Here is a 26757-nt window from a genome sequence, read left to right as displayed (position 1 = left end):
GACTCTCCTTCAGGACCTACATAACGGCCCTGCCACTAAGTCTGACGCGCGACACAAAAACCCACGTAGGCCGAGGGCGCATGATCGAATCCAGCAGCAGGGTAAAGCCTTGGCGCGCAGCCATCAATAACTCCCTGAAATGACACCTCTACCCATGGCACGCCCCACTCACCGGAGCGGTCAGCGTCCACGCAGAGTTCTGGATGCCACGCCCCAAAACCCACTACGGCACCGGACGCAACGCCGAGGTAATCAAACGCGCCTGCCTCGACCAGGCGCACATCATCCCGCCCGACCTCGACAAGCTCATGCGCTCCACCCTCGACGGACTCAGCTGCACGCTGGCGAAGATCCCGAGTACCAAGCGCAAGCAGCGCCTCAACGACGGCATCCTGCACGACGACAGTGTTGTGGTGACCTTCGACCCGCCACCCCGGAAGCGGTACGTCCAGCCAGGTGAACAACCCGGGGCGCTCATCCGGATCAGGCCACTGGGGTGAGTGCCGACAAGCTTGTCCTCCCCCTTCACTAGGCTGGGCACAGGCGCACCAGCGCCGCCACTCAACCCGACAAGGAGCTAAACGTGAGCGACAAGACCCGCATCGAGCTGACCCTCACCGGCCGGCCCCAAGGATCGAGCTCTGGCCCCGGCGCTATGGAGGGCCTGCTCGAGAAGTTCGCTGAAACATATGAGGTAAGCGGCTACATTGACCAACTTGACCACAAGGATCTCCACAGGCTGCTTGAGAGTCAGAAGTTCATCCGCCTGGACGACGCAGAGGGGCGCCTCCGCCAGTTCATCAACCTTCAGCACGTGGAACGGGTGCGCATCCTCGATGAGGGAGCCGCCTAATGCCCATCAACCCCCAGGACTACCACCCCGTACGACACGCGGGCATGAAATTCCAATGCAAGCACATCAAGAACCCCCGCGGCGTTGAGGATCCCGGCGCCCCCACCATCCTCCAGAGCGTCATCTGGAGATCAGACCAGGGATGGACAGAACCACACGATGTCGTAGTCACAGGTGACTACACATCCCAGTTCAACCGCATCCCAGAGAAACTCCCAGAGAAGCTAGAGGACTGGAACCCAGACTTCTAAACCGCATCTGAAGCCAAGGCCCCCGGTGGTTACCGGGGGCCTTTCTCGTGCCCACGAAAGGGACCCACATGGAACCGCAGAACCCCAACCGCAAACCGCACCCAACCACCAGCGACCTCGGAGTGCTCAGCATTATTGCCGCCATCATCAGCGGCATCGTCTGAGCATTCAGCCCCGACCGGGCCGGCGCACTCGCCATCGCACTCGCCACACTCGGGGCCATCCTCCTCATCGCCGGCGCAACCACCAGGAGCAACCACCGATGAGCTCACAGAACCTCCCCATGGGCGAAATCGTCATCGCCTACGAAATCAGCGAGCACGGGTAACCAAAAGTCGGCCTCAAATACCCCGGCTTCAACGAAGTCCCCCTGGTCACCCTGCTTGGAATGCACGAACCGGCCAAGAACGCCCTGATCGAAATCGGACACAAGGACGACGAATGAACAACCGCTACACTGTCACCCGCAACGACTGCTTCTGGGAGGTGCGAACCCCATCCGGACGACGAGCCCGGTCCTACAACAGGCTTACTCTCCCCGACGCTTGAGATCGCGCCGTGAAGAAAGCGCACCAGCTCCCACCCTCGACCAGATCAGAGAGGCCAAGTACGCCGAGCTCTTCCCCGTCGCCACCTGGGAAGAAGCAGGCAAAGCCATCCGCCCATTCACGGAGACCTACCGAAGTATCACGCGAGCCCCTCGCACTCGGATTCAACCAAGCACCCGGCCAGGACGACTACACCCTCGCCAACGAGGAGACTCCGTGCCCACACCGCCTGACCCGCACATCATCCCCACCGGACGCGACCCCTGGCACGGATGGACACCAATCTCAGAACTCCACGCCGGATGCAAGGGCCAACCACATCCGCGCCCACCGGATAGTCACCATCCCAACCGAATGGGAAAACGCCCTCGGGAGCATCACCGAAGACTCCGGCTGGCCCATCCGCCCACGCTGGTGGACACCTGACACCTGCGCGCCGCCCAGAGACCCCGAACGCCGCAGTCCGCGTCACATGGGGACCATAACCAAACACCGAAAACACAAGGCCCCGTCATGCGGCGGGGCTTTAGTTTTCATTTTCTCGGATCCACCGCGAGTACGTGCGTACTGGGGGTCGGTCCCAGCCTCGTCCTCCAAGAAGTAGGGCAGGGTTACTTCGGCTCCTTGGGCGGAGAGCTCCAACATAGCTGGCTGATCAGGGAGATCGTTGTCGTGAGCGAAAGCACGCCCTACGCGTCGGTCCTCGATGTTGCGAGAATTTCTCATCGATGACCTACAGAATCGCCCGGTTCGGGTTCAGCAGGTTGTTCGGATCGAAGGCCTGCTTAATCTGGCGCTGCAGGGCGATGACGTCGTCGTTCTGCTCCCAGCCCAGCCAACGCAGCTTGTAGGTGCCGATACCGTGCTCGCCCGTGATGGTGCCGCCCATATCCAGGGCCACGCGCACCGACCCGTCCAGCGCCGCCTGCAAGCGCTCCATCGCCTCGGCCGGGATCACGCCGTCGTCGGAACTCACCGAGAACGTCGGGTGCAGATTGCCGTCACCGGCATGAGCCACCACCTTCAGATCCACTCGGTGCTCGGCGGCCAAGCCCTCCAGAGCCTCCACATACTTCACCAGTTGCGAGCGCGGCACAGCCACGTCCTCGCCCACCCGGGCCTCGTTGACGATCCCGTCCCCGCGGGCATGCCGGCGCAGGTTCACCAGGCGGTTGGACTCCTCATCCCCGGGCGCGCTGACCCGGCCCCCAAGCTTCACCAGGACCTCACGGATCATCTCGGCCTCAATCTGGGCGCCGTACCCGTCGGTCTGTAGCAGCAGCAACGCCGCCCCACGCTGGGCCAGATCTGACCCGTGCGCCCCATCCAGAGCCTGCATGGTCCCGCGGTCCAGCAGCTCCATAATCGCCGGCTGCACACGCGCCCTACCGATCTCCAGCACGCCCTGTGCGGCAGTGGGCAGGTCATCGAAGAACGCCGCGATCGTCTCTACCTTCGGACTCAGGTACCGCAGCCGCACCGTAATGCCCACGATGATGCCCAGCGTCCCCTCCGAGCCCACAAACAGGCTCGTCAGGTCATAGCCGGCCACCCCCTTGAACGTGGCGGAGCCCGTGCGGATCAGCGTGCCGTCGGCCAGCACCACATCCAGCGCCAGCACCGAATCCCGGGTCACCCCGTACTTGGCGCAGCGCAGACCACCGGCATTAGTGGCCACGTTCCCACCGATGGTCGAGGTCCGGTAGCTGGCGGGATCCGGCGCGTACATCAGCCCGTGCTCCGCGACCGCCGCGTTCAGCTCCGCATTGATCACCCCGGGCTCGACGACGGCGACCTCATCCTCCGGGCGCACCTGCAGAATCCGATTCATCCGCGTCAGGTTCAGCACCACCGAGCCAGTCACGGCGTTCGCCCCGCCGGAGACGCTGGTGCCGGCCGCACGCGTCACCACGGCCACGCCGTGCTCGCCCGCCAGGCGTACCAGCTTCTGAACGTCCTCTACCGACTCGGCGAAGACCACCGCCAGGGGCAGCTGAGTCTCCCAGTGCTCGAGCGGGCCCTGGTCCACCGCATGAATCCGCAGGTCAGCTTCAGCCATAGAGACAGCGGAAGCGTCGAAGGCATCCTCAAGGGCGCCCAGAAAATCAGAAGAAGCCATGGGGAACAGTCTATTTCCGGCGTCGTCGTGCGTGCCCTGGTGCGGCCACCGCGTCCTCACAGTGAGACAAACCCGCCCGCACATTGTGAGCGGACCCCTCCAAACCCCTATGATGTAGCGGCTTGCGCGCGGCCGCGCATCACACGCACACTCACCAAGGGGACACACGCCACATGAGCCAGCAGGCTTACCTCAGCGCCGAGGGCCACAAGAAGACCCGTGAAGAGAAGAAGGTCCTGGCCGGGACCCTCGTGGGCACCACCATCGAGTGGTACGACTTCTTCATCTACGCCCAGGCGGCAGGCTTTGTGTTCGCCGCCCTCTACTTTGACCCGCTGGCGGCCGAGAACCCCGCGCTGACCCAGCTGATCTCGTTTGCGACCATCGGCATCAGCTTCCTCTTCCGGCCCCTGGGCGCCATCCTGGCGGGCTGGCTGGGCGACCGCTACGGCCGCAAACTGGTGCTGGTGCTGACCCTGCTCGGCATGGGCGGGGCCACCGTGGCCATCGGCCTGCTGCCCACCTGCCGCCTGGGGCCTGGCCGCACCGCTGCTGCTCATTGTGCTGCGCATCCTCCAGGGCCTCTCCGCCGGCGGCGAATGGGGCGGTGCCGCCCTGCTCGCCGTGGAGCACGCACCCCGCCACAAGCGCGGCCTGTTCGGCATGTACCCCCAGATCGGCGTACCGATCGGCATGTTCATGGCCGCCACCTCCATGTTCGGCCTGCGCGCGATCCTCACCGAGGAGCAGTTCCTGGAGTGGGGCTGGCGCCTGCCCTTCCTCTTCTCCTTTGTGCTGATTGTGGTCGCCTACCTCATCCGCCGCCGCGTGGAGGAGTCCCCGGTCTTCTCCGAGATGAAGCAGCGCAAGAAGGAATCCTCCGCGCCCCTGAAGGTGCTGCTGACCACCCATAAGAAGAGCGTCTTCCTCACCGCGCTGATCTTCGCCGCCAACAACGCCGCCGGCTACATGATCATCGTGTTCTTCGCCTCCTACGCCACCAACGCTGTGGGCATGGACGGCACCGCCACCCTCATCGCCGCCCTGGTGGGCAGCGTGGGCTGGTTCATCTTCACCTACCTGGGCGGCTGGATCTCCGACCGCATCGGGCGCGTGCTGACCTACCAGATCGGCTTTGTGATCCTCATCGTGTGGTGCATCCCGATGTGGTTCCTCATCGACACCGGCTCCCTGGCGCTCTTCGCGCTGGCCGTGTTCGTGCTGACCATCGGCCTGGGCCCCTCCTACGGACCGCAGTCCGCCCTCTATGCAGAGATGTTCCCCGCCAACGTGCGCTTCTCCGGGGTCTCCATCGGCTACGCGTTCGGCTCCATCATGGGCGGCGCCTTCGCCGCGACCATCGCCCAGGCCATCTACAACGCCACCGGCCAGGGTTGGATGATCGGCCTTTACCTCTCGGGACTCTCCCTCATCTCGCTCATCGCCGTCTCTATGGTGCCGAAGTCCCTGCAGGGCATCGACCTCAACGAGACGCGCCACGAGGGCGACACCACCCCGGACGACGACGCCGCAGCCCGCAAGCCCGAGCTCGTCTAGCCGGTATTCGTCCAGCCTGGGCCACCCGCCGGTGCCCGTCATCGGGCTCTCGTGTCTGCGCCCGGGGCGCGCCGCCGATTCGTACGAATTCGCACCCCCTTTATGCACGCTGGGCGCTGCGTAAGGGGGGTGCGAATCCGCGAACTGGTGTGTGATTCGCCGAGCGAGGAGGGCGTCGTCGTCGGGCGTACCGTGTACAGGTCTTCGCGCGGTGAGCCTCTGCGCGCTCAACAGCCTGCCGATAGGGTGAAGACCATGTCTGCCGGCCGCTACGCCCCTAGTCCCTCGGGGGATCTGCACCTGGGCAACCTGCGCACCGCATTGCTGGCCTGGCTCTTCGCCGCCTCCACCGACCGGCCCCTACTGCTGCGCTACGAAGATCTCGACGCCGGACGCACGGTGCCCGGCTCAGCCGACCGCCAGCGACGCGACCTCGAGGCCCTGGGGATCACCTTCTCCGGAGAGGTCCTGCATCAGTCCCAGCGCAAGGAGATCTACGACGACGCCGTTACGCACCTGAGTGTCCAGGGCCTGGTCTACGAGTGCTTCTGCACCCGGCGCGAGATCCAGGAGGCCGACCGGGCCCCGCACGCTCCGCCCGGGGCCTACCCCGGCACCTGCCGGAACCTCAGTGAGGATGAGCGGGCACGACGACGCCATCAGCGGCCCCCAGCACTGCGCCTGCGGGTGTCCGAAGACGCCGCGGGGGCCCATGAGCTCAGCGTCAGGGACCAGCTGCTAGGGCAGATCACCGGCACCGTGGATGACTTGGTACTGGTCCGCAACGACGGGGCAGCGGCCTACAACCTTGCCGTCGTCGTCGATGATCACCTCACCGGCGTGGACCAGGCGGTCCGCGGGGATGACCTGGCCTCCTCCGCGCCGCGACAGGCGTATCTGCGCGGGCTGCTCTACGGGCCAGAGGCCCAGCAGGAGGTCAGCTACGCGCACGTGCCGCTGGTGCTCAATGCCGAGGGCAAGCGCCTGGCCAAGCGCGATGGCGCGGTCACCCTTGAGCAGCTCAACAGCCAGGGCGTCACCGCAGAGGCGGTGCGAGACCGTTTGCTTCTGTCCCTGGGGCTGCCGCCCGGACCCTTGGATGAGGTGGTGAAGGACTTCGATCCGCAGGCGCTGCCGAGTGAGCCGTGGATCTTCGACGCCGGAGAGACTTCCGACGCCGGAGGAGCCTACACCGATCCATCGTGAGCCCCGGCGGCTGAAACGCCCAGCGCCGAGATTCCGGCCTCAGCCGGTGCCGGCCGAGCCGCTCACCTGGTGGAACGCGACTTGCCATCCGCCGTGTCACACGGCACACTCGTTTTTAGGTCAAGAGTGCCAGCGTTAAACCCCGGTTTGCTGGCCGGCAACCCTCCTACCGCGGTGGGGTGCCCCGGGTGAGGACCTGGCCCGCGGAAGACGCCGCCGGGCAAGCGCGAGTTACACCAGGAGTTTTCTCCAATGTCGGAGCACACCCACACCCCGCACCAGTCCATCCCTGCCCAGCCTGTCGGCGCCGCCTGGCAGCTCGAGACCACCATCGCCGCCCTCGAAGGCGGTGCCCGCGCCCAGGCGCTCAGCCGCGGTGAGGACGCCCTGCTGCTGGCGGTCCTGCACGTGGCGGAGCCTGGCGCCCACGTGGTGGTCGCCCCCTCCCTGTTTGGCGCCCACACCGGGCTGTTCACCCAGCGGCTGCCCCAATTCCAGGTCAGCGTCGACGTCGTGGAGGATCCCGACGACGCCGAATCCTGGCGCGCCCAGCTGGGGGAGTCCACCGTGGCCCTGATCGCCGAGTCCATCGCGGATCCCCGCGGAGATGTGCTGGACTTCGAGGAGATCGCCGCCGTGGCCCACGAGCACGATGCGGCCCTGATCATTGATTCCACGGCCGCCACCCCGGCACTGCTGCGCCCCCTGGACTTGGGGGCGGACCTGGTGGTTCACACCTCGGCCCACCTGCTGGCCGGCGTCCCCGAGGAGGCCGGGCTGCTCATCGACGCGGGTACCGTGGAGCCCGCAGCCCGCGAGACCCCTGAGGTAGGCCAGCCACTGGGAGAAGACACCGCCGCCCGGATTCTCGCCGGCCTGCAGCACCTCGCCGTCCGCCTGACCCGCCAGACAGAGAACGCTGCCCGCCTCGCGGCGCGCCTCTCCGCACACCAGGGCGGCGCCAGCCGCGGCGTGCACCGGACTTACTACTCGGGTCTGGCCTCCAGCCCCTGCTACGAGCGCGCCGGCATCTACCTGCGCCGAGGCTCCGGCCCCCTGGTCTCCTTCGAGGTCCGGGCCCAGCGGGAACCCGCCGCCCAGTCGGCAGCCGCGCTCGCCGTCGTCGACCTGCTCTCACGGTTTACCCACGCCGGGCACCGCGTCACGCATCCTGCCAGCAGCACCCACGCCCACCTGGGCGAGGACCAGCAGCGCGAGGCGGGGGCGCGGCCCGGGCTCGTGCGCGTGGTGGTCGGTGACGAGCCGGTGGAGGAATTCCTGGCTGCCCTCGATCAGGCCCTCGCGGGTCTGCCCGGAGCCACGGCCGCCGCCAATGTGACGCCGTATGAATCTCCCGCACAGGACCACGAGCCCGCCGTGCCGGGCCGGGGCTTAAGGTGATCGGGTGCTGAGCGAGACCACCACACGGCAGCGGCCGGCAGCCCCCGAGGAGCTGATCCCCAACGACTTCGGAACCCGGCCCGCCGGTGCCTTGAAGACCGTGCAGCTGGGGGAGTACACCTTTGAAACCGGCGGGTACCTGCCGGAGGTAACCCTGGCCTATGAGACCTGGGGTCAGCTCAATGCCGCCGGGGACAATGCCGTGCTGGTGGCCCATGCCCTGACCGGGGACTCCCATGTGGCCAGCAGCGAGGCCGACCCCAGCATCGGCTGGTGGGAGGGTCTGCTGGGACCCGGCCGGCCCATCGACACCCAGAAGTGGTTCGTCATCGCTCCCGCCATGGTGGGCGGTTGCTACGGCTCCACCGGTCCAGCCTCGCTCGACCCGGAGGGGATCCCGTGGGGTTCCCGGTTCCCCTTTGTGACAATCCGTGACTCCGTGCACCTGGAGCACCGGCTTGCCCGGCACCTAGGCATCGCCGGCTTCCACACCGTCATCGGCGGGTCCATGGGCGGCGCGCGCGCCCTGGAATGGGCCGCAACCTACCCGGACTTCGTCCGCGGCGTGGCAGTCTTTGCCTGCGGAGCCGCGGCCACCGCGGAACAGATCGCCTTCGGCCAGGCCCAGGTGCTCGCCGTGGAGAACGACCCGGCGTACCGGGGCGGGGACTACTACCCGGGATCCGGCCCCCAAGCCGGACTCGGCCTGGCCCGGCGCATCGCCCACATCACCTACCGCACCGAGGACGAGCTGCAGGTGCGCTTCGGGCGCGACGCCCAGGCGGGGGAAAACCCCTTCGGCTCAGCGGCGCGCCGGCAGGGGCGCTACCAGGTCGAGTCCTACCTGGACCACCAGGCGTCCAAGCTGGTCCGCCGGTTTGACCCCAATGCCTACATCACCCTGACCGAGGCGCTCATGAGCCACGACGTCGGACGCGACCGTGGGGGAGTGGAGGCCGCCCTGGCCAGCGTCACCGCCACCCCGTTCCTCGCGGCGGTGGACACCGACCGGCTCTACTACCCGGCACAGTCCCAGCAGATCGCCGACGCCGTCCCTGGAGACCACGGCGTGCACATCATCTCCTCTCCCATCGGACACGACGGGTTCCTCACCTCCGCCGAACAGCTCGGCGATGCCATGCGCGCCACGCTCGGCCTCTAGCGCCTATAGGGTGGGCAGTATGGAACGGATCCTTCAACCGGGTCAGCACCTGCCCGAAAACACCGAGCATTACCTGCCCGCAGAGCTTGGCAACGTCCTCTGGGGCCGGCTGCCCAGCCGCAAGGACGCACCCGTGCTGCGGATCAGCTCCGGCGAGAGCGTGGTCATCGACACTCTCTCCCATGAAGGCATCCTCGAGGACCAGGGTCGCAACCCGCTGGCCTACTTCGGCTCCCACGGCGTGGAGCCCGAACAGGTCCTCACCGACGCGGTGGCCCTGGCCGCCAGCGACTACGTGCGCAACCCCGCCGCAGACGGTCCCCACGTGAACACCGGGCCCATCCATGTGGAGGGTGCGCGCCCCGGGGACTTCCTGAAAGTCACCCTCGAGAAGCTCGAGCGGCGCGTGCCCTACGGGGTCATCTCCAACCGGCACGGCAAGGGAGCCCTTCCCGGGGAGTTCCCCCGCGCCGAGCACAACGTCTCCGTCTTCGCCTCAGTCAGCGAGCGCGACGGCGTAGCGCAGGGACGCATCTCCCCGCGAGCCGGTGCCGAGCGGAGCCTGCGCTTTGACCTGGCTCCCTTCTTCGGGACTATCGGCGTCGCCGTCGACGACGACGTCCGCCCCCACTCCGTGCCCCCGGGCGCCCACGGTGGCAACATCGACATCAAGCTGCTGACGGAGGGCGCCAGCCTCTACCTTCCGGTGCAGGTCCCCGGCGCCCTGGCGTTCATCGGTGACCCCCACTTCGCCCAGGGCGACGGCGAGGTCGCGCTGACTGCAATGGAAGCCAGCCTGCGCGGGACGGTCCGGTTCGACGTCGTCGCCCGTGAAGACGCGCTGGAGCTCTTCGGCGAGCAGGTTGGTCCCATTGCCGAGACCTCAGAACACTTGATCCCCACCGGCATGGATGAGGATCTGGACATCGCCGTGCAGAACTGCGTGCGCAACGCCCTGGCGCTGATTCAGGCGCGCTGGGGCTGCGACCCCGAGCACGCCTACGCCTATCTCTCCGCAGCAACCGACTTCCACATCTCCCAGGTGGTGGACATCGTCAAAGGTGTCCACGCCCGGGTCCGCATTGAAGACTTTCAGGAGGTTCCACGATGAGTGAGAGCAGCATTTTCCGGGTGACAGGAGATCCCCTGGTCCCCGCGACGGGCAGCGGCCCGCTCGACGGCCAGACCGTGGCGGTCAAGGACCTCTACGCAGTAGCCGGACATGCCATCGGTGCGGGCAGCCCCGCCTGGTTGGCGCAGGCGCAGCCGCAGAAGAGTCACGCACCGGCCGTGCAGGCGCTGCTGGACGCAGGAGCAGAGGTGGTGGGAATCGCCGCCACCGACGAGTTCGCCTACTCCCTCAGCGGCACCAACGCCCACTACGGGACCCCGCCGAACCCGGCCGCGCCGGAGAGGATCCCCGGCGGCTCATCCTCCGGATCGGCCACTGCGGTCTCGCTCGGCAGGGCGAGCATCGGTCTGGCCACCGATACCGCCGGCTCCACCCGCGTGCCCGCCGCCTATCAAGGCCTCTGGGGTATCCGCACCACCCACGACCTCATCCAGCGGGCCCATCTGATGCCGCTGGCGGACAGCTTTGACGCCATCGGCTGGATCACCCGGGACCCGCAGCTGCTGGCTGAGGTCGCCGAAGTGCTCGTGCCGGTCCGCAAGCCCGTGACCGCGCCCCCGGCCCCCGCCGCGTTGGGCGGGATGGGCTCCACGGGAGCCATCACCGTAGTGCCGCGCGGACCGGTGGCCTGGGAGCCGGAACGCCAGCTCGGGGAGCTGCGCGTGGTCGACGGACTGCTCGAGCTCGCCGACCATGAGGTGGCCGAGGCAGTCCAAGGAGGCATCACCGCCTTCGAGGAGCTCAACGGTGCCCCCGCGACCCGCATCGCCGCCGTCGCCCAGGAGAAGCTGACCCATTGGCAGCAGGTCTTCAAGCTGATTCAGGGCCGTGAAGCCTGGACCAACCATGGGGCCTGGGTCTCCCAGCACTGGGACGATATGGCCCCCGACGTCGCTGCCCGCTTCAGGACTGCCAGCGAGTTCACCGCCGCTGAAGAGGTCGAGGCCCGCAAAGCCGCCGCCGCCATCCGCGAGACCGTGCGCGGCTGGGTCGGGGACGGAGTCCTGGCCCAGCCGTCGGTGGCGACTCTGCCGCCGCTGGTGGATGAAGCAGCTCCCGGCTCTGAGGCCAGCGAGGCCGCTCGCTTCCGCACTCTGCTGCTGACCTCGCTCGCCGGACTGGCGGGCCTACCGGTGGTCAACGTGCCGCTGACCACCGCCCAGGGAGTTCCCACCGGGCTGTCCCTGGTGGGACCCGCCGGAAGCGATAAGACGCTGATCGCCTATGCAGCTCGGTACGCCGCCCAGGACGCCCCTGCCCAGGGCGGTGCCGCATGAACCTGGATCAGTTCAACGGGGCAGCCACTGCGGAGGCGGGAGAGCTGCTGACCACCTGCGCCCCCATCGCCTCCTGGCGCGCCGGGCTGCTGGCCCGCCGGCCCTACGCCTCCGTGGAGGAGCTGATCAGCACCGCCGCGACGCTCGCTGAAGGATGGACCGACCAGGAGGTCGACGCCGCTCTGGCCCACCACCCGCGCATCGGGGAGAAAGTCCGAGGGGAGAGCGCTGAGGCCAAGGCCTCCCGCTCCGAACAGGGCAGCCTCAGCGAGGACGACGACGCCCGGCAGGCGTGGATCAAGGCCAATGAAGCCTACGAGGCGCAGTTCGACCGCATCTTCCTCATTCGCGCCAAGGGGCGTACCCCCGAGGAGATGATGGACCTGCTGCAGGAGCGTCTGAAGAACACCCCGCAGCAGGAGGCCCTCGTGCGCCGTGAACAGCTGGCCGAGATCGCGGTACTGCGCCTGCGCGAGGCGCTCAACGCTTAAGGCAACGCGCAGAGACCAGCCACCTGAAGATCCTTCAGGGAACAGCGCCGGGAGACCCTTGACTGCGAGCCGTGATGAGCTCATGCGCCTGTCGCCGCCCCCGTCTCCGATCCCTTAAGAAGCAATATCCCCCGAAAGTCCACGGACTGCGCACGTCTCAGGCGCTCGCCTACCGGCCCCCGAGCCCGGAGAAGACATGGACCGGTTGGCCGCGACCGGTGACATCCCCGGCTACATCGCTGTTTCATTCATGAAACACTTGTTTCGTTAGGATGGGTTCCGTGAGCTTCGACCAGACCCAGCCTGAGATCCCCGACCAGATCAACCCGCCGTACCGCCTCCTGATGGGCCCCGGGCCCATCAGCGCAGACCCCCGGGTGCTGCGCGCGATGTCCGCCGCGCTCGTGGGGCAGTACGATCCCGCGATGACCGGGTACATGAACGAGGTCATGGAGCTCTACCGCGGCGTCTTCAAGACCCAGAATGAACAGACCCTGCTCATCGACGGCACCTCCCGCGCCGGTATCGAAGCCGCCCTGGTCTCCCTGGTTGAGCCGGGGCAGAAGGTCTTAGTCCCCATCTTCGGGCGCTTCGGGTATCTGCTGAAGGAGATTGCCGGGCGGATCGGTGCCGACGTCGTCGTGCGGGAGAAGGAATGGGGTCAGGTCTTCACGCCTGCCGAGATCGAATCCGCGATCCGTGAGGAGAAGCCGCACCTGCTGGCCCTGGTCCAGGGAGACACCTCCACCACCATGAACCAGCCCCTGGAGGAGATCGGTGCCCTCTGCGCCGCCCACGGGGTGCTCTTCTACACCGATGCCACCGCCTCCCTGGGGGGCAACGACTTCCGCGCCGACGAATGGGGGATCGACGCCGCAACCGCCGGCCTGCAGAAGTGCCTCGGCGGCCCCTCCGGCTCAGCCCCCATCACCCTCAGCGACCAGGCGGTGGACGTGATCCGTTCCCGCCGTCACGTGGAGGAAGGGATCGACGACGGCAGCACCGGCCAGGGCGTCCGCATCGCCTCCAACTACTTCGACCTCAGCCAGATCCTCGACTACTGGGGGCCCGCACGGCTGAACCATCACACCGAGGCGACCTCCATGCTCTACGGGGCCCGGGAATGCGCCCGGCTGCTCCTGGCAGAAGGAATGGACAATGCGGTGGCCCGCCACGCACTGCACGGCCGTGCCATGGCAGAAGGGCTCAAGGGCCTGGGCCTGACGCTCTTCGGGGATACTGCCCACAAGATGAACAACGTGGTCGCCGTCCACATCCCCGACGGGATCAACGGCGACGCAGCCCGGGCCGCCATGCTTAACGACTACGGCATCGAGATCGGCACCAGCTTCGGGCCGCTGCACGGAAAGGTCTGGCGTATCGGCACCATGGGCTACAACGCCCGCAAGGACGCCGTGATGCTGACCCTCGCGGCCCTCGAGCAGGTGTTGCGCACCGGTGGTGTCACAGTTCCCGCCTCGGGCGGAGTGCAGGCTGCCCTGGAGGTGTACGGCGCGTGAGCAACAGCTACACCCCCAGTGAGGCGACCCGTCAGGCCGCCGCGCGGGTCATGGACCGGTGCGAGCAACTGGCGGCCATCACCGCCATGACCGATGAGACCGGAGCGCCAGCGGGCATCCTGCGTGCCTACCTCACCGACGAGCACCGCCAGCACAACCAGCTGGCCGCCGAATGGTTCTCCCAGATCGGACTGGCCACCTGGCAGGACGCCGCCGGAAACCAGTGCGCCCGGCTCGAAGGGCGCGAACCCGGCCTGCCCGCTCTGATCATCGCCTCCCATCTGGACACTGTGCCCGACGCCGGCAAATATGACGGCATCCTGGGCGTGCTGCTGGGAATGGAGGTGGCCGCGCGTCTGGCCCCCCGCGCCTCCGAGTTGCCCTTCGCCGTGGAGCTCGCCGCTTTTGCCGACGAGGAGGGCACCCGGTTCGGCGCCACCCTCCTGGGTTCTGCCGCCATGGCAGGAACCTGGCAGCCGGAGTGGTGGCAGAAGACCGACGCCGAAGGCATCACCATGGCCGAGGCCTTCACCTCATTTGGGCTGGACCCCGAGGCCATCGGTGACGCTGCCCGGCGCCCCGAGGAGCTCATCGGCTACCTCGAGGCCCACATCGAACAGGGACCCTACCTAGAAGCTGCAGAACGTCCCCTGGGTGTGGTCACCTCCATCGCGGGAGCCCGGCGTTTCACCATCAGCATCCACGGCGAGGCCCGTCACGCGGGAGGCACCCCGTATGAGCGGCGCCAGGACGCCCTCATCGGCGCCAGCCAGGCGGTCCTCGACATTGAGCGGATCGGCCGCGCCCACGGAGCCATCGCCACGGTGGGGCAGATGAGCACCCACCCCGGGGCGGTCAACGTGGTGCCCGGGCGCGCCGATTTCTCCCTGGACCTGCGCGCCGAGACCGACGCCCTCCGCGACGCCGCCTGGGAGGCTATCCGCATGGCCGTCGAGGAGTTCTGCGTCGCTCGCCGACTGCGCGTCACCGTCGAGGAGATCCACAGCGCCCCCTCCGTCTCCTGCGCCCCGTCGCTGATGGAGGCCGTCGCCGCCGGCATCGCCCGCACCGGAGACCCCGATCCCCTGCGGCTGTTCTCCCCTGCCGGGCACGACGCCATGGCCATGGCCGCCGTGACCCCGATCGGTATGCTCTTCACCCGCTGCGACGACGGGATCAGCCATCACCCGGAGGAGAATGTCACCACCGACGACGTCGCCTATGCCCTAGATGCTCTGGAAGCCGCCGTGTGGGAGATAGTTTCTTCCTATGAGTGAGACGCAGGCACAGGCGCAGACCCATGACGACGAGACTCCCGACGAGGAGCTGAGGGTCACCGGCGAACGGATCGACGCCCGGATCGATGCCCGGTACGGGTCGCTGCCCCCGCAGGAGCGCCGCATCGCCGACTTCCTGCTGGAGCACCTGGGCGATCTGGCGATCTTCTCCGCAGCCGATATCAGCCGCGAATCCGGCGTCTCCAAAGCCACCGTCTCCCGGCTCTTCCGCAAGCTTGGCTTTGAGGACTTCAAAGAGGTCCGCGACCACGCCCGTGCCCTGCGGTTCACCGGGCTGCCCACTGCGGCACCCGTGCTCTCGGGTGACCGCGCCGACGAGTCGGGAGAGCTTTCCACCGGTGTGCAGCGCCACGAAGCCCATGAGCGGGAGAACCTCGCCCGCATGAGCCTGGGCCTGGCCGAGGGCAAGCTCGCCCACGCCGTCGATCTCATCGCCGGCGCCCGTCGCGTGATCATCGTGGGTCTGCGCAACAGCTACCCCGTGGCCCTGCACTTGCATCAGCAGCTGCTGCACACCCGCCCCGACGTCCGTGTAGCTCCCCAGCCCGGCCAGACCCTCGGGGAGGAGCTGGCGCAGATCGGGGAGGGGGACGTCGTCGTGGCCGTGGGCTTCCGGCGTCGGCCTGCCCTTTTCGGAAAGTTGGTGCGCGCGGTGGGCGCATCCGAGGCCAAGCTGCTGATCATCGGCGACAGCACCTCCCGGCACTACGCCATGGAGGCCGACTGCTGGATCCAGTGCCCCATCGACGCCGACGGCGCCTTCGACTCCTACGCCGCGCCCATGTCGCTGATGAGCCTGATCTCCAATGGGGTGCTCAACGCAGGGCTCTCGGCCGGGCGCCGCCGGATCTCCGCGATCGCCTCCCGCTATGAGGACCTCGACGAGCTTGAGCACTGAAGCGCTCGAGTACTGAGGCGCTCGAACCCTGACCCAGCACCCCGACCCCACGAACTGGAGAGCCGATGAGTCACCTCACCACCCATATCCTCGACAACTCGACGGGTCTGCCGGCCGCCGGAGTGGCGGTCAGTCTGCGCACTGCGGCCGGTGAACAGCTGGCCGCCGGCACCACCGACGACGACGGACGCGTCGGCGAACTCGGACCACAGAGGCTCAGCCCGGGTCCCTACCAGCTGGTCTTCGCCACCGGTGAGTACTTCGCCGCCCGGGGCGTGGAGACCTTCTTCCCCGAGGTCATTCTCACCTTCACCGTGGGGGAGGCCGAGCACTACCACGTGCCCCTGCTGCTGAGCCCCTTCGCCTACTCCACCTACCGCGGCAGCTGACACGCCCCTAGCCGGCCCCGTTTCTGCGGGCCAACCGGGTCCCAGAGCCCCGGTACTTGCAGCCCTCCGTGCGCGTTGCATTCCTGAAACAAAAGTTTCATATGCTCCATGCGAGTCACCTCACGCATCACGAGCAAGGAGTATCCCATGACCCATCCCGAGAGCACCGCCAATCCCGAGATCGTTCTCGGGCCCAACCAGTACGGCAAAGCCGAGGTCCGGGTAGTGCGGATCAACCGCGAGACGCCGGTCCATGAGATTCGCGACCTCAACGTCACCTCCTTCCTGCGCGGAGACTTCGCCGGGACCTTCCTCACCGGGGATAATTCCAAGGTCATCGCCACCGACACTCAGAAGAACACCGTCTACGCCTTCGCCAAGAAGCACGGCATCACCACCCCGGAGGCGTTCCTGCTGACCCTGGGCCGGCATTTCCTGGCCTACGAGGAGGTCAGCGGAGGGCGCTGGACGGCTGACTCCTACCCCTGGGAGCGCATCACCGTGGACGGGGCCCCGCATGAGCACTCCTTTGTCCGCTCCAAGCAGGAGGTCCGCACCGCAGCGGTGACCATTGCTGACGGCGTCGAGTATGTCCTGGGCGGATTCAAGGACCTCACCGTGCTGAAGTCCACCGGCGCCGAGTTCCACGGCTACCCGCGGGACGAGTACACCACCCTGCCCGAGACCACGGACCGGATCATGGCCACCGACATCGCCGCCCGCTGGCTCTACGCTGACGACGTCGACCCCCTCACCGCAGACCTGGACAGCCTCTACGCCCAGATCAAGCGGATCACCTGCGAGAAGTTCGCCACCGTGCACTCCCTCTCGCTGCAGCAGACGCTCTACGCGGCCGGTCAGGCCGTGCTGGAGTCCCTGCCCCAGATCGAGGACATCCGCTACGCCATGCCCAATAACCACCACTATGTGGTGGACCTCGAGCGCTTCGGACTGGAGAACAACAACGAGGTCTTCGAAGCCGGAGTGCTTCCCTACGGGCTCATGAACGCTTCGGTCACCCGCCGCGGCGCCGCGCCCAAGCCGGCTGCCTGGGACTGGATCGGGGACTTTATCTAGACCTGTCAGCACCGGCGCGCGCCTGTGCCTGCCGGAGGAGCATCCCTCACCAAGGAACGGGGGTGACGAGAGGAGCATGAGCATGAGCAGCCCGGACGACGTCGTCGGGGGAGTGTCACCAGCCGATACAGCTGGTGAACACAGTGTCAACATCCCTGAAACAGCCGATCCCTACAGTGAACCCATGAGTGTGCGCCACCTGATCGCCGAGCAGGTCCTCATCGAGGGCGTCCTGCAGCCGGCACACCTGGAGATCACCGATGAGGGGATCATCCACCGCATTGAGAAAATCGCCCCCGGGACCGCCGCCCACAGAGCGGCCGTGTGCCGATCCTCTGACGTCGGCGGCGGAGACGGCCTCAAGGTACTCAAGCCGCGCATGATGGTGCTTCCCGGCGTCGTGGACTCCCACGTCCACATCAACGAGCCCGGACGCACCTCCTGGGAGGGATTCGCCACCGGGACCATGGCCGCCGCACTGGGAGGGGTCACCACCGTGGTGGATATGCCCCTGAACTCGATCCCTTCCACCGTGACCGTAGAGGCCCTGGAGATCAAGCGCAGCGTGGCTCGTTCGCAGGCCTACGTGGACATCGGCTTCTGGGGCGGCATTGTGCCCGGCAACACCGATCAGCTGGCCCCGCTGTGGGATGAGGGCGTCTTCGGTTTCAAGTGCTTCCTGTTGGACTCGGGGGTCGAGGAGTTTCCACCCGTCAACCCGGCCCAGCTGCGTGAGGCTATGACGGAGGTGGCCCGCTTCGACGGTCTGGTGATCGTCCACGCCGAAGATGCACGCACCATCGACACTGCCACTCAGTCCACGGCTCGGACCGGCAGTGTCACCCGGTACGCCGACTGGGCGGCGACCCGTCCGCCCGAGGCTGAGACCGAGGCGATCAGAGGCCTGCTGGAGGCGGTGCGTGAGACCGGCTGCCGCACCCACATCCTTCACCTGGCCTCCGCGGCGGCCCTGGACCTCATCAGGGAGGCCAAGGATGAGGGTCTGCCCCTGACCGTGGAGACCTGCCCCCACTACTTGTGCTTCGAAGCCGAGAGAATCCCCGACGGTGCGGCTGAGTTCAAGTGCTGCCCGCCCATCCGTGACGCCGGCAATCGCGATGCGCTCTGGCAGGGTCTGCAGGAAGGGCTGATCGATGTGATCGTCTCTGACCACTCGCCCTCCACAGCGGAGGAGAAGTACCGGGGAGCCCCCGATCTCAGTCGGGCCTGGGGAGGTATCTCCGGGCTGCAAGTCGGCTTCGCCGCCGTCGCCTCCGAAGCTCGCCGTCGGGGGGTCGGGATCGAAGATGTCAGCCGTTGGATGTCCGGGGGAACCGCCGCGCTGGTGGGACTGGATGACCGCGGCGAGATCGCCGTCGGCCGGCGGGCCGATTTCCTGTTCTACGATCCTGCCGAGGCCCACGTGGTCTCCGCGTCAGGCCTGGCGCACAAGAATCCCGTCTCCGCCTATGAGGGGCACGAGATCAGCGGCACCGTGGTGGGCTCGGTGCTGGCAGGCACTGAGCTGTTCACAGCACTGGACTCCTCCTCGCCCCTGGCGCCCGTGGGAGACCTGATCATGCGTCCGGGGGCCGCCGCGTCTGTGGGTGGCCTGGAGCAGAAGGCGGCTGCCGGGCCGGTGAGCCGGTCGTGAGCGCGTTGGTGCCGACGTCCTCGGAGGCCGCTGCGAGTCCCGGCCAGCGCGCAGGAGCCCGGCGCAGCAGCGGCGTGCAGTCGGTAGACCGCGCCTTCGAGATCCTGGAGGTGCTCGCGGCGCGGGAGAGCGCGGTGCCGCTGAGCGAGATCGCCGCGGCCACGCAGCTGCCGGCGGCCACCGCGCACCGGCTGCTGCGCACCATGATCGCCCACGGCTATGTGGCTCAGCTGCACGATCGCAGCTATGCGCTGGGCCCGCGACTGGCGGCGCTGGGAGACGCTGCCTCCCGGGGCGCTGGTCCCCTCAGCCCCTAAGTTATCGATGGATATGAGCAACCGGGTGGTGACCGTTGTCCTCGCCGCGGGCGCCGGGAAGAGGCTCGCCGACTCCGCTCGGGCCGCCGGGATTGCCGCACCACGCCATCCTCGCGGTAAGGCCCTGCTGCAGGTGGGCGGCCGCTCTCTGGCGCTGCGGGCTGTGCAGACCGCGCGCGCGGCCGGCACCTGCCCGCTGCTGGTCCTCGGACACCGTGCAGACGAGGTATCCGCCGCACTTGCCATCGAAGCCGCGCGCCGGGGCATCGCGCCGCTGAGGCAGGATCACATCGTGACCGCCGCGCAGTGGAGCACAGGACTCAGCGCCTCATTCCGCGCCGGAGTGCAGCAGGCCGCCTGCCTGGGCGCACGGGAGGTCGCGGTGCTGCTGGCGGATCAGCCCGGCATCAGCTCCCAGGCCCTGCGGCGGGTCCTGCAGGCCCACATGGGCGCCTCCCGGACGGGCCTCCGTGCCTCCGCGAGGGGACCGGATCAGCCCTCCATCACTCGCGGAGTCATCGAAAAGACGCCCACTCACCCGGTAGTCTTCGAGGTGAAAGATGCTCTTCGAGCCGCCGGAGCGGCGGTGGGAGACTCCGGCGCTCGCGCCTACCTGCGCGAGAACGCTGCGCGGGTCGCCCCCGTTGACATCAGTGATTGTGCCCAAATCATCGATGTCGATACCCTTGATGATCTGCGTCGTTACACCGGCGAAATCACCGTAGCCTATAGTTCTGAACTTGCCAGTTCACTTGCAGGGCAGGCGTCGTGACTGACGCGCCCGGGATGAGGTTTTAAGTCAATGACTGATCAGGTGGCCACCCCAGTCGAGGCAGGGCAGAGCGGCACATCCGCCGTCACGCTCGCCGGAGTTCAGAAGCGCTTCAACGCCGGCCGCGGCAAGACGCTCCAAGCGCTTAAGGACATCGGCGTCGACATCGCCGAGGGCGAGTTCGTCGCCATCATCGGCCCCTCCGGTTGCGGCAAGTCCACCGTGCTGCGCCTTCTCGCCGGTTTGGAGGAGCCCAGCGAGGGACAGGTGGAGATCTTCGGCTCCGAGCCCAAGCAGCTGGCTAAGAAGCACCAGCTAGGCGTGGCCTTCCAGGAGCACGCCTTGCTGCCCTGGTCCTCCGTGTACTCCAACATTGCTCTGCCCTTCAGAGTATCCGGACGCAAGGTCGACGCCGACCGCGTGAACAGCCTCATCGAGCTGGTGGGCCTGAAGGGCTTTGAGAACTCCCGGCCCAAGCAGCTCTCCGGGGGCATGCGCCAGCGAGTGGCCATCGCCCGCGCCCTGGCGCTGAACCCCGCCCTGCTGCTGCTGGATGAGCCCTTCGGTGCGCTCGATGCTGTGACCCGCCGCAAGATGAACTCCGAGCTGGCTCGTATCTGGGCCCAGGAGCGCATCACTACCGTGCTGGTGACCCACGACGTGGACGAGGCGCTGATTCTTGCCGACCGCGTTGTGGTGATGACCGGGCGCCCAGGCACCATCCACCACATCGAGAATGTGGATCTGCCGCGCCCGCGCGATACGACGGTGACCCGCACTGAGAAGTTCCACGCCATGGTGGACACGCTCACCGCCATGCTGGACGCGCCCACCCCCTTTGAGACGGCCTGAGGGGACCGGCGCACACCATGACCACTGCTCGCCGCTTCACCAACGCCGGCTACATGATCGGCGGAGTGCTGCTCCTGCTGGCCTTTGTGGAAATCGTGGCCCGTCTGGGCATCTCCACGCACTGGCCTTCCCTCGTCGACGTCGTCGGCTACTTGGAAGAGGAGAACCGCCGCCAGATCCTATGGCGCAACACCCTGGTCACCCTCGAGTCCTCCGTACGGGGTCTCGTGGTGGGCACGGTGCTCGCCGTGCTCGCTGGAGCCGTCTCTGTGCTGGTGCCTATTCTGCGCCCGGGACTCGACCGCTTCGCCGCCATTGTCAACGCGGTGCCCCTGGTGGCACTGGCCCCCCTGTTTGTGACCACTGTGGGCGCGGACGGGGCTCCCGCCGTCGTGGCCGCGATGGGTGTGGGCTTCGTGGTCTTCGTGGCTACCACATCGGGCCTGGCCAATGCCTCGCGCACCCACCAGGACGTCTTCTCCGTCTTCGGCGCCAACCGGTTCCGCCGCCTCCTGCGGCTGGAGCTGCCGCAGGCGACTCCCTCTATCATCGACGGGCTCGTGTTGGCCGCCCCCACCGCGGTCCTGGGCGCCACCATCGGTGAGTGGTTCGGGGCCAGCGGCGGACTGGGCATGATGATCGTGGCCGCCGCCCATTCGGGCAACGTTCCCCAGCTCTGGGCCGTGGCGCTGACCGCGACACTCATGGCGCTGATCGCCTACTTCGTCTTCATCGCCGTGCAGCGCGGCACCGCACGGAGGTTCACATGAGCACGACGGTACCCGGCACTCCCGCACCCCCGGAGACCAAGACCCGCGGAGCCACCGGATGGCTCAGCTGGCTGGGCATCAACATCCTGCACCTGTGGCCCCTGGCCCTGGTGCTCATCGCCTGGGACCTGTGGGTGGTGATCAACGACTACTCGGCGCTCATCGCTCCCCGTCCCTGGGCCGCGATCTCCGATGTGATCACCCAGCCCGACCAGTACGCCTCCGACACCCTGTTCACCGCCCTGATGTCCCTGGGCGGACTGGTGGTGGGCACCGCGGTCGGCACCGTCTGCGCCATCCTCGTGTGGTGGTCGGCAGCGCTTTCGGGTGTGGTCACCCCCGCGGCGCTGATCCTGCGGTCGGTACCCATCAGCGCCCTGATCCCGATCATCGCCCGGCTGGTCGGCTATGACGACAAGGCCGTGTTCGTCTCCATCGTGGTGATCACGTTCTTCCCCTCCTTCGTCTTCGTGCTTTCCGGGCTGTCCTCCATCCCCGCGGCCGGCCGGGACCTGTTCGCGGTCATGGGCGCCGGCAAGCCTCAGCTGCTGCTGCGACTGGGCTTGCTGCACTCGGTGCCCAACCTCATGATCTCGGTGCGCATCACCGCGCCCATTGCGGTGATGGCCGCCATCCTGACCGAATTCCTCATCGGCCAGAACGGCCTGGGGGCGCTGTTCGCCGAGGCGCGCAGTTACCGGCAGTGGGACCTGGCGTGGGGCACCGCAGTGATCGCCACCGTGCTCTCGGTGGCCATCTTCCTGTCGGCGCGCTGGCTGGAGCGCCGGGTCACCGACCGCGTGACGTAACCCCTGGTTCACACCCGCTCTGCAAGAATCGAAGAGCGTTACTCGCACCTGTGATGAGAGGAAAACTCAATGACTGAGACAACTGACCCTCGCCTGTGGAAAAAGCTGCTTGCAGCAGGCTCCGTCGGCTCCCTTGCTCTGCTGACCGCCTGCGGAGGCGATGACGACAACGGCGGCGGTCACACCGTCGACAACGTCAGCGTCGATACCGAAGAGGCCCAGGCCGCGGCAGCCGAGTGCGATGAGATCACCCAGCTGGACGTCTCCCTGGGCTGGATCATGAACGTGGAGTGGGCCGGCTTCTACATCGCCGAGCAGAACGGCTACTACGCCGAGGAATGCCTGGACATCAACTGGATCCAGGGCGGACCCAACGCCGCCTCCACCATGCAGAACGTCAGCTCCGGACAGGCACACATCGGCGTGGAGCCCTCCATGCCGAACTGGCTGCAGGACGTCGTCAACGGTGAGGACTTCGTGGCCATCGGCTCCATGTTCTACGACACCCCCGGAGCTATCCTCTCTCTGGCCGAGAACCCGATGGAGTCCGCCGAGGACCTCCAGGGCGCCACCATCCTGGGTCAGGAGGGCACCCGGCCCATGCTCGACGGAGTCTTCGGCGCCGCCGGCATGGAACCCGACTACAACTTCGTCTCCGCCGGCTACGACGCCGACCCGCTGGTCAACGGCGACGGCGACGCACTCACCGTCTACGCCACCAACCAGCCCATCATGCTGGAGCAGCAGTACGGCATGACGGAGGACGACTACGTCGTGACCACCTACGCCGACCTGGGCCTGCCCCAGTACGGCTGCCTCATCTACGCCAACGGGGACACCCTCGAGGAGATGTCCGAGGAGATGGAAGGCTTTCTGCGCGCCTCGGCCCGCGGCTGGCTGGAGAATGAAGAGGACCCGGAAGTCGCAGCCAACCTCGCTGTCGATGTCTATGGCGCTGACCTCGACCTTGACCTGGAGCAGCAGATCCGCGAGAACGAGATTCAGATCCCGTTCGTGCGCGGCCCGCTCGCCGATGACGAGCTCTTCTACATCGACACCGAGCGCTGGGGCGGCGAGGTCTACGAGGGCTTTGAGATCGCTGAAATGATCGAGGGCGAGCTGCCCAACCCCGAGGACGTCGTCGACATGACCTTCCTTGAGGCCGCATATGCCGAGTGAGCCCTCACAGGCCACCACGGGCCGTGACCTGAAGGCGCTGCCCAAGGGTCACCTCCACCTCCATCTGGAAGCTGGCATGCGCAGCGAGACGCTGCGTGAGCTGGCCGACCAGATGGGGGTGGAGCTCCCGCCCACCGTGGGAGCCTTCACCGGATTCACCGCCTTCAGCGAAACCTACCGGGGTCTCCTGGCAGTGCTGCGGGAGCCTGAGAACCTCGAGAGGCTCTTCTTCGAAGCAGCCGAGGACGCTGCCAATGACGGGTGCGTCTACCTGGAGGCCGGCGTGGCCCCGCTGTTCTACGTCGACACCTACGGATCGCCGATGGCAGCGCTGGACGCCATGCGCGGATATGCCGCAGCGGCAGGCGAAAAGTACGGCGTGGCCGTGGGCCTCATGGTCACCACCGATCGCCAGGGGCCGGTTTCCGACGCCATGGTGCTGGCAGAGATCGCCGCGGAGCGCGCCGGCCAGGGAGTGGTCTCCTACGGCCTGGCCAACGATGAGCGGGACCACCCGTGCCGCTGGTTCGAAGAGCCCTTCGCCATTGCCAAGGCCGCCGGTCTGCAGTCCACCCCGCACGCCGGAGAGCTCGTGGGGCCGGAATCCGTCTGGGAAGCCATCGACGTGCTGAAAGCCGACCGGGTGCTGCACGGGGTGACCGCCGTGACCGATGAGCAGCTCGTCGCCCAGCTCGTGGAGCGCGAGATCTGCTTAGACATCTGTCCGACCTCGAACCAGCTGCTCGATGTGGTGGAGGATCTCTCCCAGCACCCCATCAAGGTCCTGCTCGAAGCCGGGGTGCGCTGCTCCATCAACGCGGATGACCCGATTCTGTTCGGACCCAACATCCTCCAGGAGTACGAGCTGGCCCGGCACACGATCGGGCTCACGGACGAGCAGCTGGCCGCCTGTGCCCTCAGCTCGATCGAATGCACGCTGGCACCCGAGGCGGTTAAGACCAAGGCGCGCACAGATATTGACGCTTGGCTGGCGTCGTCGCCGGCCTAGCCTGTGAAGAATCACTGACTGAGAGGAAGCATTGAAGAAGCTGCACTTTGGAGTGTTCGAGGTCTTTTCCACCCAGGTGGGCGGCACCTTCAGCTGGGCCCACCCGCTGAGTGACCAGATCAACTTCGCTGATCCCCAGCACTGGATCAGAACAGCAAAGATCCTCGAGAAGGCAGGCTTCGACTTCCTCTTCTTCGCCGACGGGTACGGCTACCCGATGGTCGGCGAGGACCTCTCCGAGGTGGCGGTGCGCCACGGCATCAACTTCGGAGGCTACGACCCGTCACTGATCATTCCGGTGCTGGCGCAGCACACCTCGACGCTCGGCTTCGTGGTGACCGCCAGCACCGGAATGGATCACCCGGTCCAGCTGGCCCGCCGCTACTCCACCCTGGACCAGCTCACCGGCGGTCGCATCGGGTGGAACGTGGTCACCGGAGCCTCGCAGAACGCCGTGGCCAAGGTGCTCGGCCAGTCCCAGATGACCGCCCACGACAAGCGCTATGACATGGCGGCCGAATACGTGGAGCTCGCGGCGCACTTCTGGGAGAAGAGCTGGGACGACGACGCCCTGGTGGCTGATAAAGAGACCGGCGTCTTTGCCCGCCGAGAGGGCATCCACCAGGTGACCTACGAGGGTGAGCACTACCGTTCCGAGGGTTACTTCACCGCCCCGCCGACCCCGCAGCGCACCCCGGTGATCTTCCAGGCCGGGACCTCGCCCAAAGGGCGGGCCTTCGCGGCCAAGCACGCCGAATGCGTCTTCGTTCAGGGCACCACCCCGGCGCACACCGCGTCCAATGTGGCGGATATTCGCGCCAAGGCCGAGGAACAGGGCCGCGACGGCTCAGCGCTGAAGATCATGGCCGGACTCACGGTCTTCGTCGCCGAGACCGAGGAGAAGGCCCGGCAGCTGCAGGCTGAGTTCGACGCGATGCAGACCGATGAGATCGTTGCGACTCTCTATGCCGGCAACACCGGCATTGATCTGCTGGCCCTGGATCCGGAGAAGACGCTGCACCAGGTGCTGGAGAATAACGACGGTGTGGTGGGCCAGATGGGCACCAGCAACATCGAACGCTTCCTGGGCAAGAACGGCGCTCCGGCGCCGACGGTGCGCGAGATTCTGGACGATCTCAAGGGCAAGGGCACTCGCGGGTTCCGCGTCACCGGAAGCGGTGAACAGGTGGCCGATCAGATCGAAGCGCTGATCGAGGAGACCGATCTCGACGGGTTCCTCCTTGAGCCTGTCTTCGCTCCGCGTGACGCCGAGGCCTTCGGGCAGCTGGTGATGCCGATCCTGCGCGAGCGCGGACGCATCCCGGAACTGGCCGGAGGCTCGACGCTGCGTGAGCGCATCACCGAGAAGCCCGGCGCGCGTCTGGGTCAGGGCCACCACCTGGTCTGATTCGCTAGCACCAAGAAGGCCCTTAGGGTGCCGAGCTCGGACTCGGTCACTCTAAGGGCCTTCCTCGTGACGGTGATTTCCTGAAGAGCTCCTAGCGGGGGCCTTCCAGGATCGTTTCGATCCCGGCGTCGTGGACCTCATCCACCAGCTCCACGTCGAAGCCGGCCAGCCATTGGAACTGCAGTCCGCGCCACAGGGAGAGCAGACGCATGGTGGCGCAGTAGGCGTTCTCGCTCTCCCAGCCGTGATGGATGAAGGCACTCCAGATGGCGTTGGTCCAGTAGTCCCGCAGGGTCTGCAGGTATTCGTGGTGCCGCTGGGGTGCGCGCACTGCGACGGCGAACATCTCGAAGAACAGGATGATGTACTGGCGGTTCTCCTCGGCGCGGAGGGTGCGCCAGCCCTCCTGCAGCTGAGCGCGCAGGTCGCCCTGCTCATAGAGCCGCGGCAGCAGAGTATTCAAGGTGGGAAGCCCCTGGAATGCCTCCGAGATGGCCTGGGAGATGAGATTCTCCTTGGATTCGAAGTAATAGAGCAACATCCGATTATTGGAGCCGACGGCCTTGGCTAATCCGTTGAGCGTGAGGTCGTGGATGCCGTGGGCGAGGATGTGCTCGATGACCAGGCCCATCAGCCGGTCGGCTTCCTCGGTGCGGGCCGGCCGGTTGGTCAATGTGGGATCCTCTACCGGTCCAGTTTCAGGTGGAGGGACCTGCGGAACTCTTGGCGTGACGGGTGCGTGGTGATCCATGGCACAAGTCTATGTAGCGGCCCTAGAGCTGGGGAGAGGGAACTTCTCCGGGCGTCA

General features: G+C 67.0%; 25 protein-coding genes, 1 pseudogene and 1 riboswitch. Of the genes and pseudogenes, 24 read left to right on the top strand and 2 right to left on the bottom strand.

Features of this window, described 5'->3' with window-relative positions:
- The first annotated feature begins 203 nt into the window (after positions 1-203).
- The 3 genes from RH857_RS10375 (at position 204) to RH857_RS10365 (ending at position 1104) form a co-directional block, all read left to right on the top strand.
- Positions 204-500, top strand: a complete 297-nt coding sequence (locus tag RH857_RS10375) for a RusA family crossover junction endodeoxyribonuclease (RefSeq protein ID WP_344039947.1) — start codon at positions 204-206, stop codon at positions 498-500.
- Between the two features lie 83 nt (positions 501-583).
- Complete coding sequence (locus RH857_RS10370) at positions 584-853, top strand: hypothetical protein (RefSeq protein ID WP_310537902.1); 270 nt, start codon at positions 584-586, stop codon at positions 851-853.
- Entirely contained in the window at positions 853-1104 is a 252-nt protein-coding gene (locus tag RH857_RS10365) for a hypothetical protein (RefSeq protein WP_310537901.1), read from the top strand. The genes RH857_RS10370 and RH857_RS10365 overlap by 1 nt, the downstream gene beginning before the upstream one ends.
- 1281 nt (positions 1105-2385) lie before the next feature.
- On the opposite strand, the gene RH857_RS10360 is transcribed toward RH857_RS10365, so the two are convergent.
- Positions 2386-3771, bottom strand: a complete 1386-nt coding sequence (locus tag RH857_RS10360; protein WP_374761156.1) for an FAD-binding oxidoreductase — start codon at positions 3769-3771, stop codon at positions 2386-2388.
- Between the two features lie 173 nt (positions 3772-3944).
- Between RH857_RS10360 and RH857_RS10355 the strand changes: the two are divergent.
- From RH857_RS10355 to RH857_RS10255, 21 genes and pseudogenes are all read left to right on the top strand, one after another.
- Positions 3945-5328 (top strand): annotated as a pseudogene (locus RH857_RS10355) (MFS transporter).
- 255 nt (positions 5329-5583) lie between these two features.
- Positions 5584-6534 (top strand): tRNA glutamyl-Q(34) synthetase GluQRS, encoded by a 951-nt coding sequence (gene gluQRS, locus RH857_RS10350; RefSeq protein ID WP_310537900.1) that lies wholly within the window; start codon positions 5584-5586, stop codon positions 6532-6534.
- Positions 6535-6652: 118 nt separating this feature from the next.
- Positions 6653-6767, top strand: a riboswitch (SAM riboswitch).
- Between the two features lie 19 nt (positions 6768-6786).
- The gene (locus RH857_RS10345) at positions 6787-7935 is read left to right on the top strand and encodes a PLP-dependent transferase (RefSeq protein ID WP_310537899.1); all 1149 of its coding nucleotides are present in this window, start codon (positions 6787-6789) and stop codon (positions 7933-7935) included.
- Positions 7936-7987: 52 nt separating this feature from the next.
- Complete coding sequence (gene metX / locus RH857_RS10340; protein WP_374761157.1) at positions 7988-9097, top strand: homoserine O-acetyltransferase MetX; 1110 nt, start codon at positions 7988-7990, stop codon at positions 9095-9097.
- A gap of 19 nt (positions 9098-9116) precedes the next feature.
- On the top strand, positions 9117-10208 hold the full coding sequence (locus tag RH857_RS10335) for an acetamidase/formamidase family protein (protein ID WP_310537898.1): 1092 nt from the start codon (positions 9117-9119) through the stop codon (positions 10206-10208).
- Positions 10205-11506 carry an amidase family protein gene (locus tag RH857_RS10330; protein WP_310537897.1) on the top strand — a complete coding sequence of 434 codons (1302 nt, stop codon included), beginning with the start codon at positions 10205-10207 and terminating at the stop codon, positions 11504-11506. Before RH857_RS10335 ends, RH857_RS10330 begins: the two co-directional genes overlap by 4 nt.
- Positions 11503-11997 carry a 2-oxo-4-hydroxy-4-carboxy-5-ureidoimidazoline decarboxylase gene (gene uraD / locus RH857_RS10325; RefSeq protein ID WP_310537896.1) on the top strand — a complete coding sequence of 165 codons (495 nt, stop codon included), beginning with the start codon at positions 11503-11505 and terminating at the stop codon, positions 11995-11997. Before RH857_RS10330 ends, uraD begins: the two co-directional genes overlap by 4 nt.
- A gap of 281 nt (positions 11998-12278) precedes the next feature.
- Positions 12279-13517, top strand: a complete 1239-nt coding sequence (gene pucG, locus RH857_RS10320; protein ID WP_510186607.1) for a (S)-ureidoglycine--glyoxylate transaminase — start codon at positions 12279-12281, stop codon at positions 13515-13517.
- Positions 13514-14794, top strand: coding sequence for an allantoate amidohydrolase (locus RH857_RS10315; RefSeq protein WP_310537895.1), 1281 nt, complete (start codon positions 13514-13516; stop codon positions 14792-14794). The genes pucG and RH857_RS10315 overlap by 4 nt, the downstream gene beginning before the upstream one ends.
- Entirely contained in the window at positions 14787-15713 is a 927-nt protein-coding gene (locus RH857_RS10310; RefSeq protein ID WP_310537894.1) for a MurR/RpiR family transcriptional regulator, read from the top strand. The genes RH857_RS10315 and RH857_RS10310 overlap by 8 nt, the downstream gene beginning before the upstream one ends.
- A 65-nt stretch (positions 15714-15778) precedes the next feature.
- Positions 15779-16102 carry a hydroxyisourate hydrolase gene (uraH, locus tag RH857_RS10305; RefSeq protein WP_310537893.1) on the top strand — a complete coding sequence of 108 codons (324 nt, stop codon included), beginning with the start codon at positions 15779-15781 and terminating at the stop codon, positions 16100-16102.
- A 147-nt stretch (positions 16103-16249) separates the two neighbouring features.
- A complete protein-coding gene (pucL, locus tag RH857_RS10300) occupies positions 16250-17179 on the top strand; it encodes a factor-independent urate hydroxylase (protein WP_310537892.1) in 930 nt (309 codons plus the stop codon).
- An 82-nt stretch (positions 17180-17261) separates the two neighbouring features.
- Complete coding sequence (gene allB, locus RH857_RS10295) at positions 17262-18833, top strand: allantoinase AllB (RefSeq protein ID WP_310537891.1); 1572 nt, start codon at positions 17262-17264, stop codon at positions 18831-18833.
- Positions 18830-19150, top strand: a complete 321-nt coding sequence (locus RH857_RS10290) for a helix-turn-helix domain-containing protein (protein WP_310537890.1) — start codon at positions 18830-18832, stop codon at positions 19148-19150. Before allB ends, RH857_RS10290 begins: the two co-directional genes overlap by 4 nt.
- 13 nt (positions 19151-19163) lie before the next feature.
- A complete protein-coding gene (locus RH857_RS10285; RefSeq protein ID WP_310537889.1) occupies positions 19164-19922 on the top strand; it encodes a nucleotidyltransferase family protein in 759 nt (252 codons plus the stop codon).
- A gap of 30 nt (positions 19923-19952) precedes the next feature.
- Positions 19953-20774, top strand: coding sequence for an ABC transporter ATP-binding protein (locus RH857_RS10280; RefSeq protein ID WP_310537888.1), 822 nt, complete (start codon positions 19953-19955; stop codon positions 20772-20774).
- 17 nt (positions 20775-20791) lie between these two features.
- Entirely contained in the window at positions 20792-21544 is a 753-nt protein-coding gene (locus tag RH857_RS10275; RefSeq protein ID WP_310537887.1) for an ABC transporter permease, read from the top strand.
- The gene (locus RH857_RS10270) at positions 21541-22353 is read left to right on the top strand and encodes an ABC transporter permease (RefSeq protein ID WP_310537886.1); all 813 of its coding nucleotides are present in this window, start codon (positions 21541-21543) and stop codon (positions 22351-22353) included. Before RH857_RS10275 ends, RH857_RS10270 begins: the two co-directional genes overlap by 4 nt.
- A gap of 69 nt (positions 22354-22422) precedes the next feature.
- The gene (locus tag RH857_RS10265) at positions 22423-23532 is read left to right on the top strand and encodes an ABC transporter substrate-binding protein (protein WP_310537885.1); all 1110 of its coding nucleotides are present in this window, start codon (positions 22423-22425) and stop codon (positions 23530-23532) included.
- Positions 23522-24541 carry an adenosine deaminase gene (gene add, locus RH857_RS10260; RefSeq protein ID WP_310537884.1) on the top strand — a complete coding sequence of 340 codons (1020 nt, stop codon included), beginning with the start codon at positions 23522-23524 and terminating at the stop codon, positions 24539-24541. Before RH857_RS10265 ends, add begins: the two co-directional genes overlap by 11 nt.
- A 31-nt stretch (positions 24542-24572) precedes the next feature.
- The gene (locus tag RH857_RS10255) at positions 24573-25949 is read left to right on the top strand and encodes an NtaA/DmoA family FMN-dependent monooxygenase (protein WP_310537883.1); all 1377 of its coding nucleotides are present in this window, start codon (positions 24573-24575) and stop codon (positions 25947-25949) included.
- Positions 25950-26040: 91 nt separating this feature from the next.
- On the opposite strand, the gene RH857_RS10250 is transcribed toward RH857_RS10255, so the two are convergent.
- Complete coding sequence (locus RH857_RS10250; RefSeq protein ID WP_310537882.1) at positions 26041-26622, bottom strand: TetR/AcrR family transcriptional regulator; 582 nt, start codon at positions 26620-26622, stop codon at positions 26041-26043.
- Between the last annotated feature and the right edge of the window lie 135 nt (positions 26623-26757).

Source organism: Nesterenkonia flava (assembly GCF_031432335.1).
GTDB classification, from domain to species: domain Bacteria; phylum Actinomycetota; class Actinomycetes; order Actinomycetales; family Micrococcaceae; genus Nesterenkonia; species Nesterenkonia flava.
The sequence above is the reverse complement of the archived record's forward strand: the minus strand, read 5'-3'. Positions and strand labels throughout refer to the sequence as shown.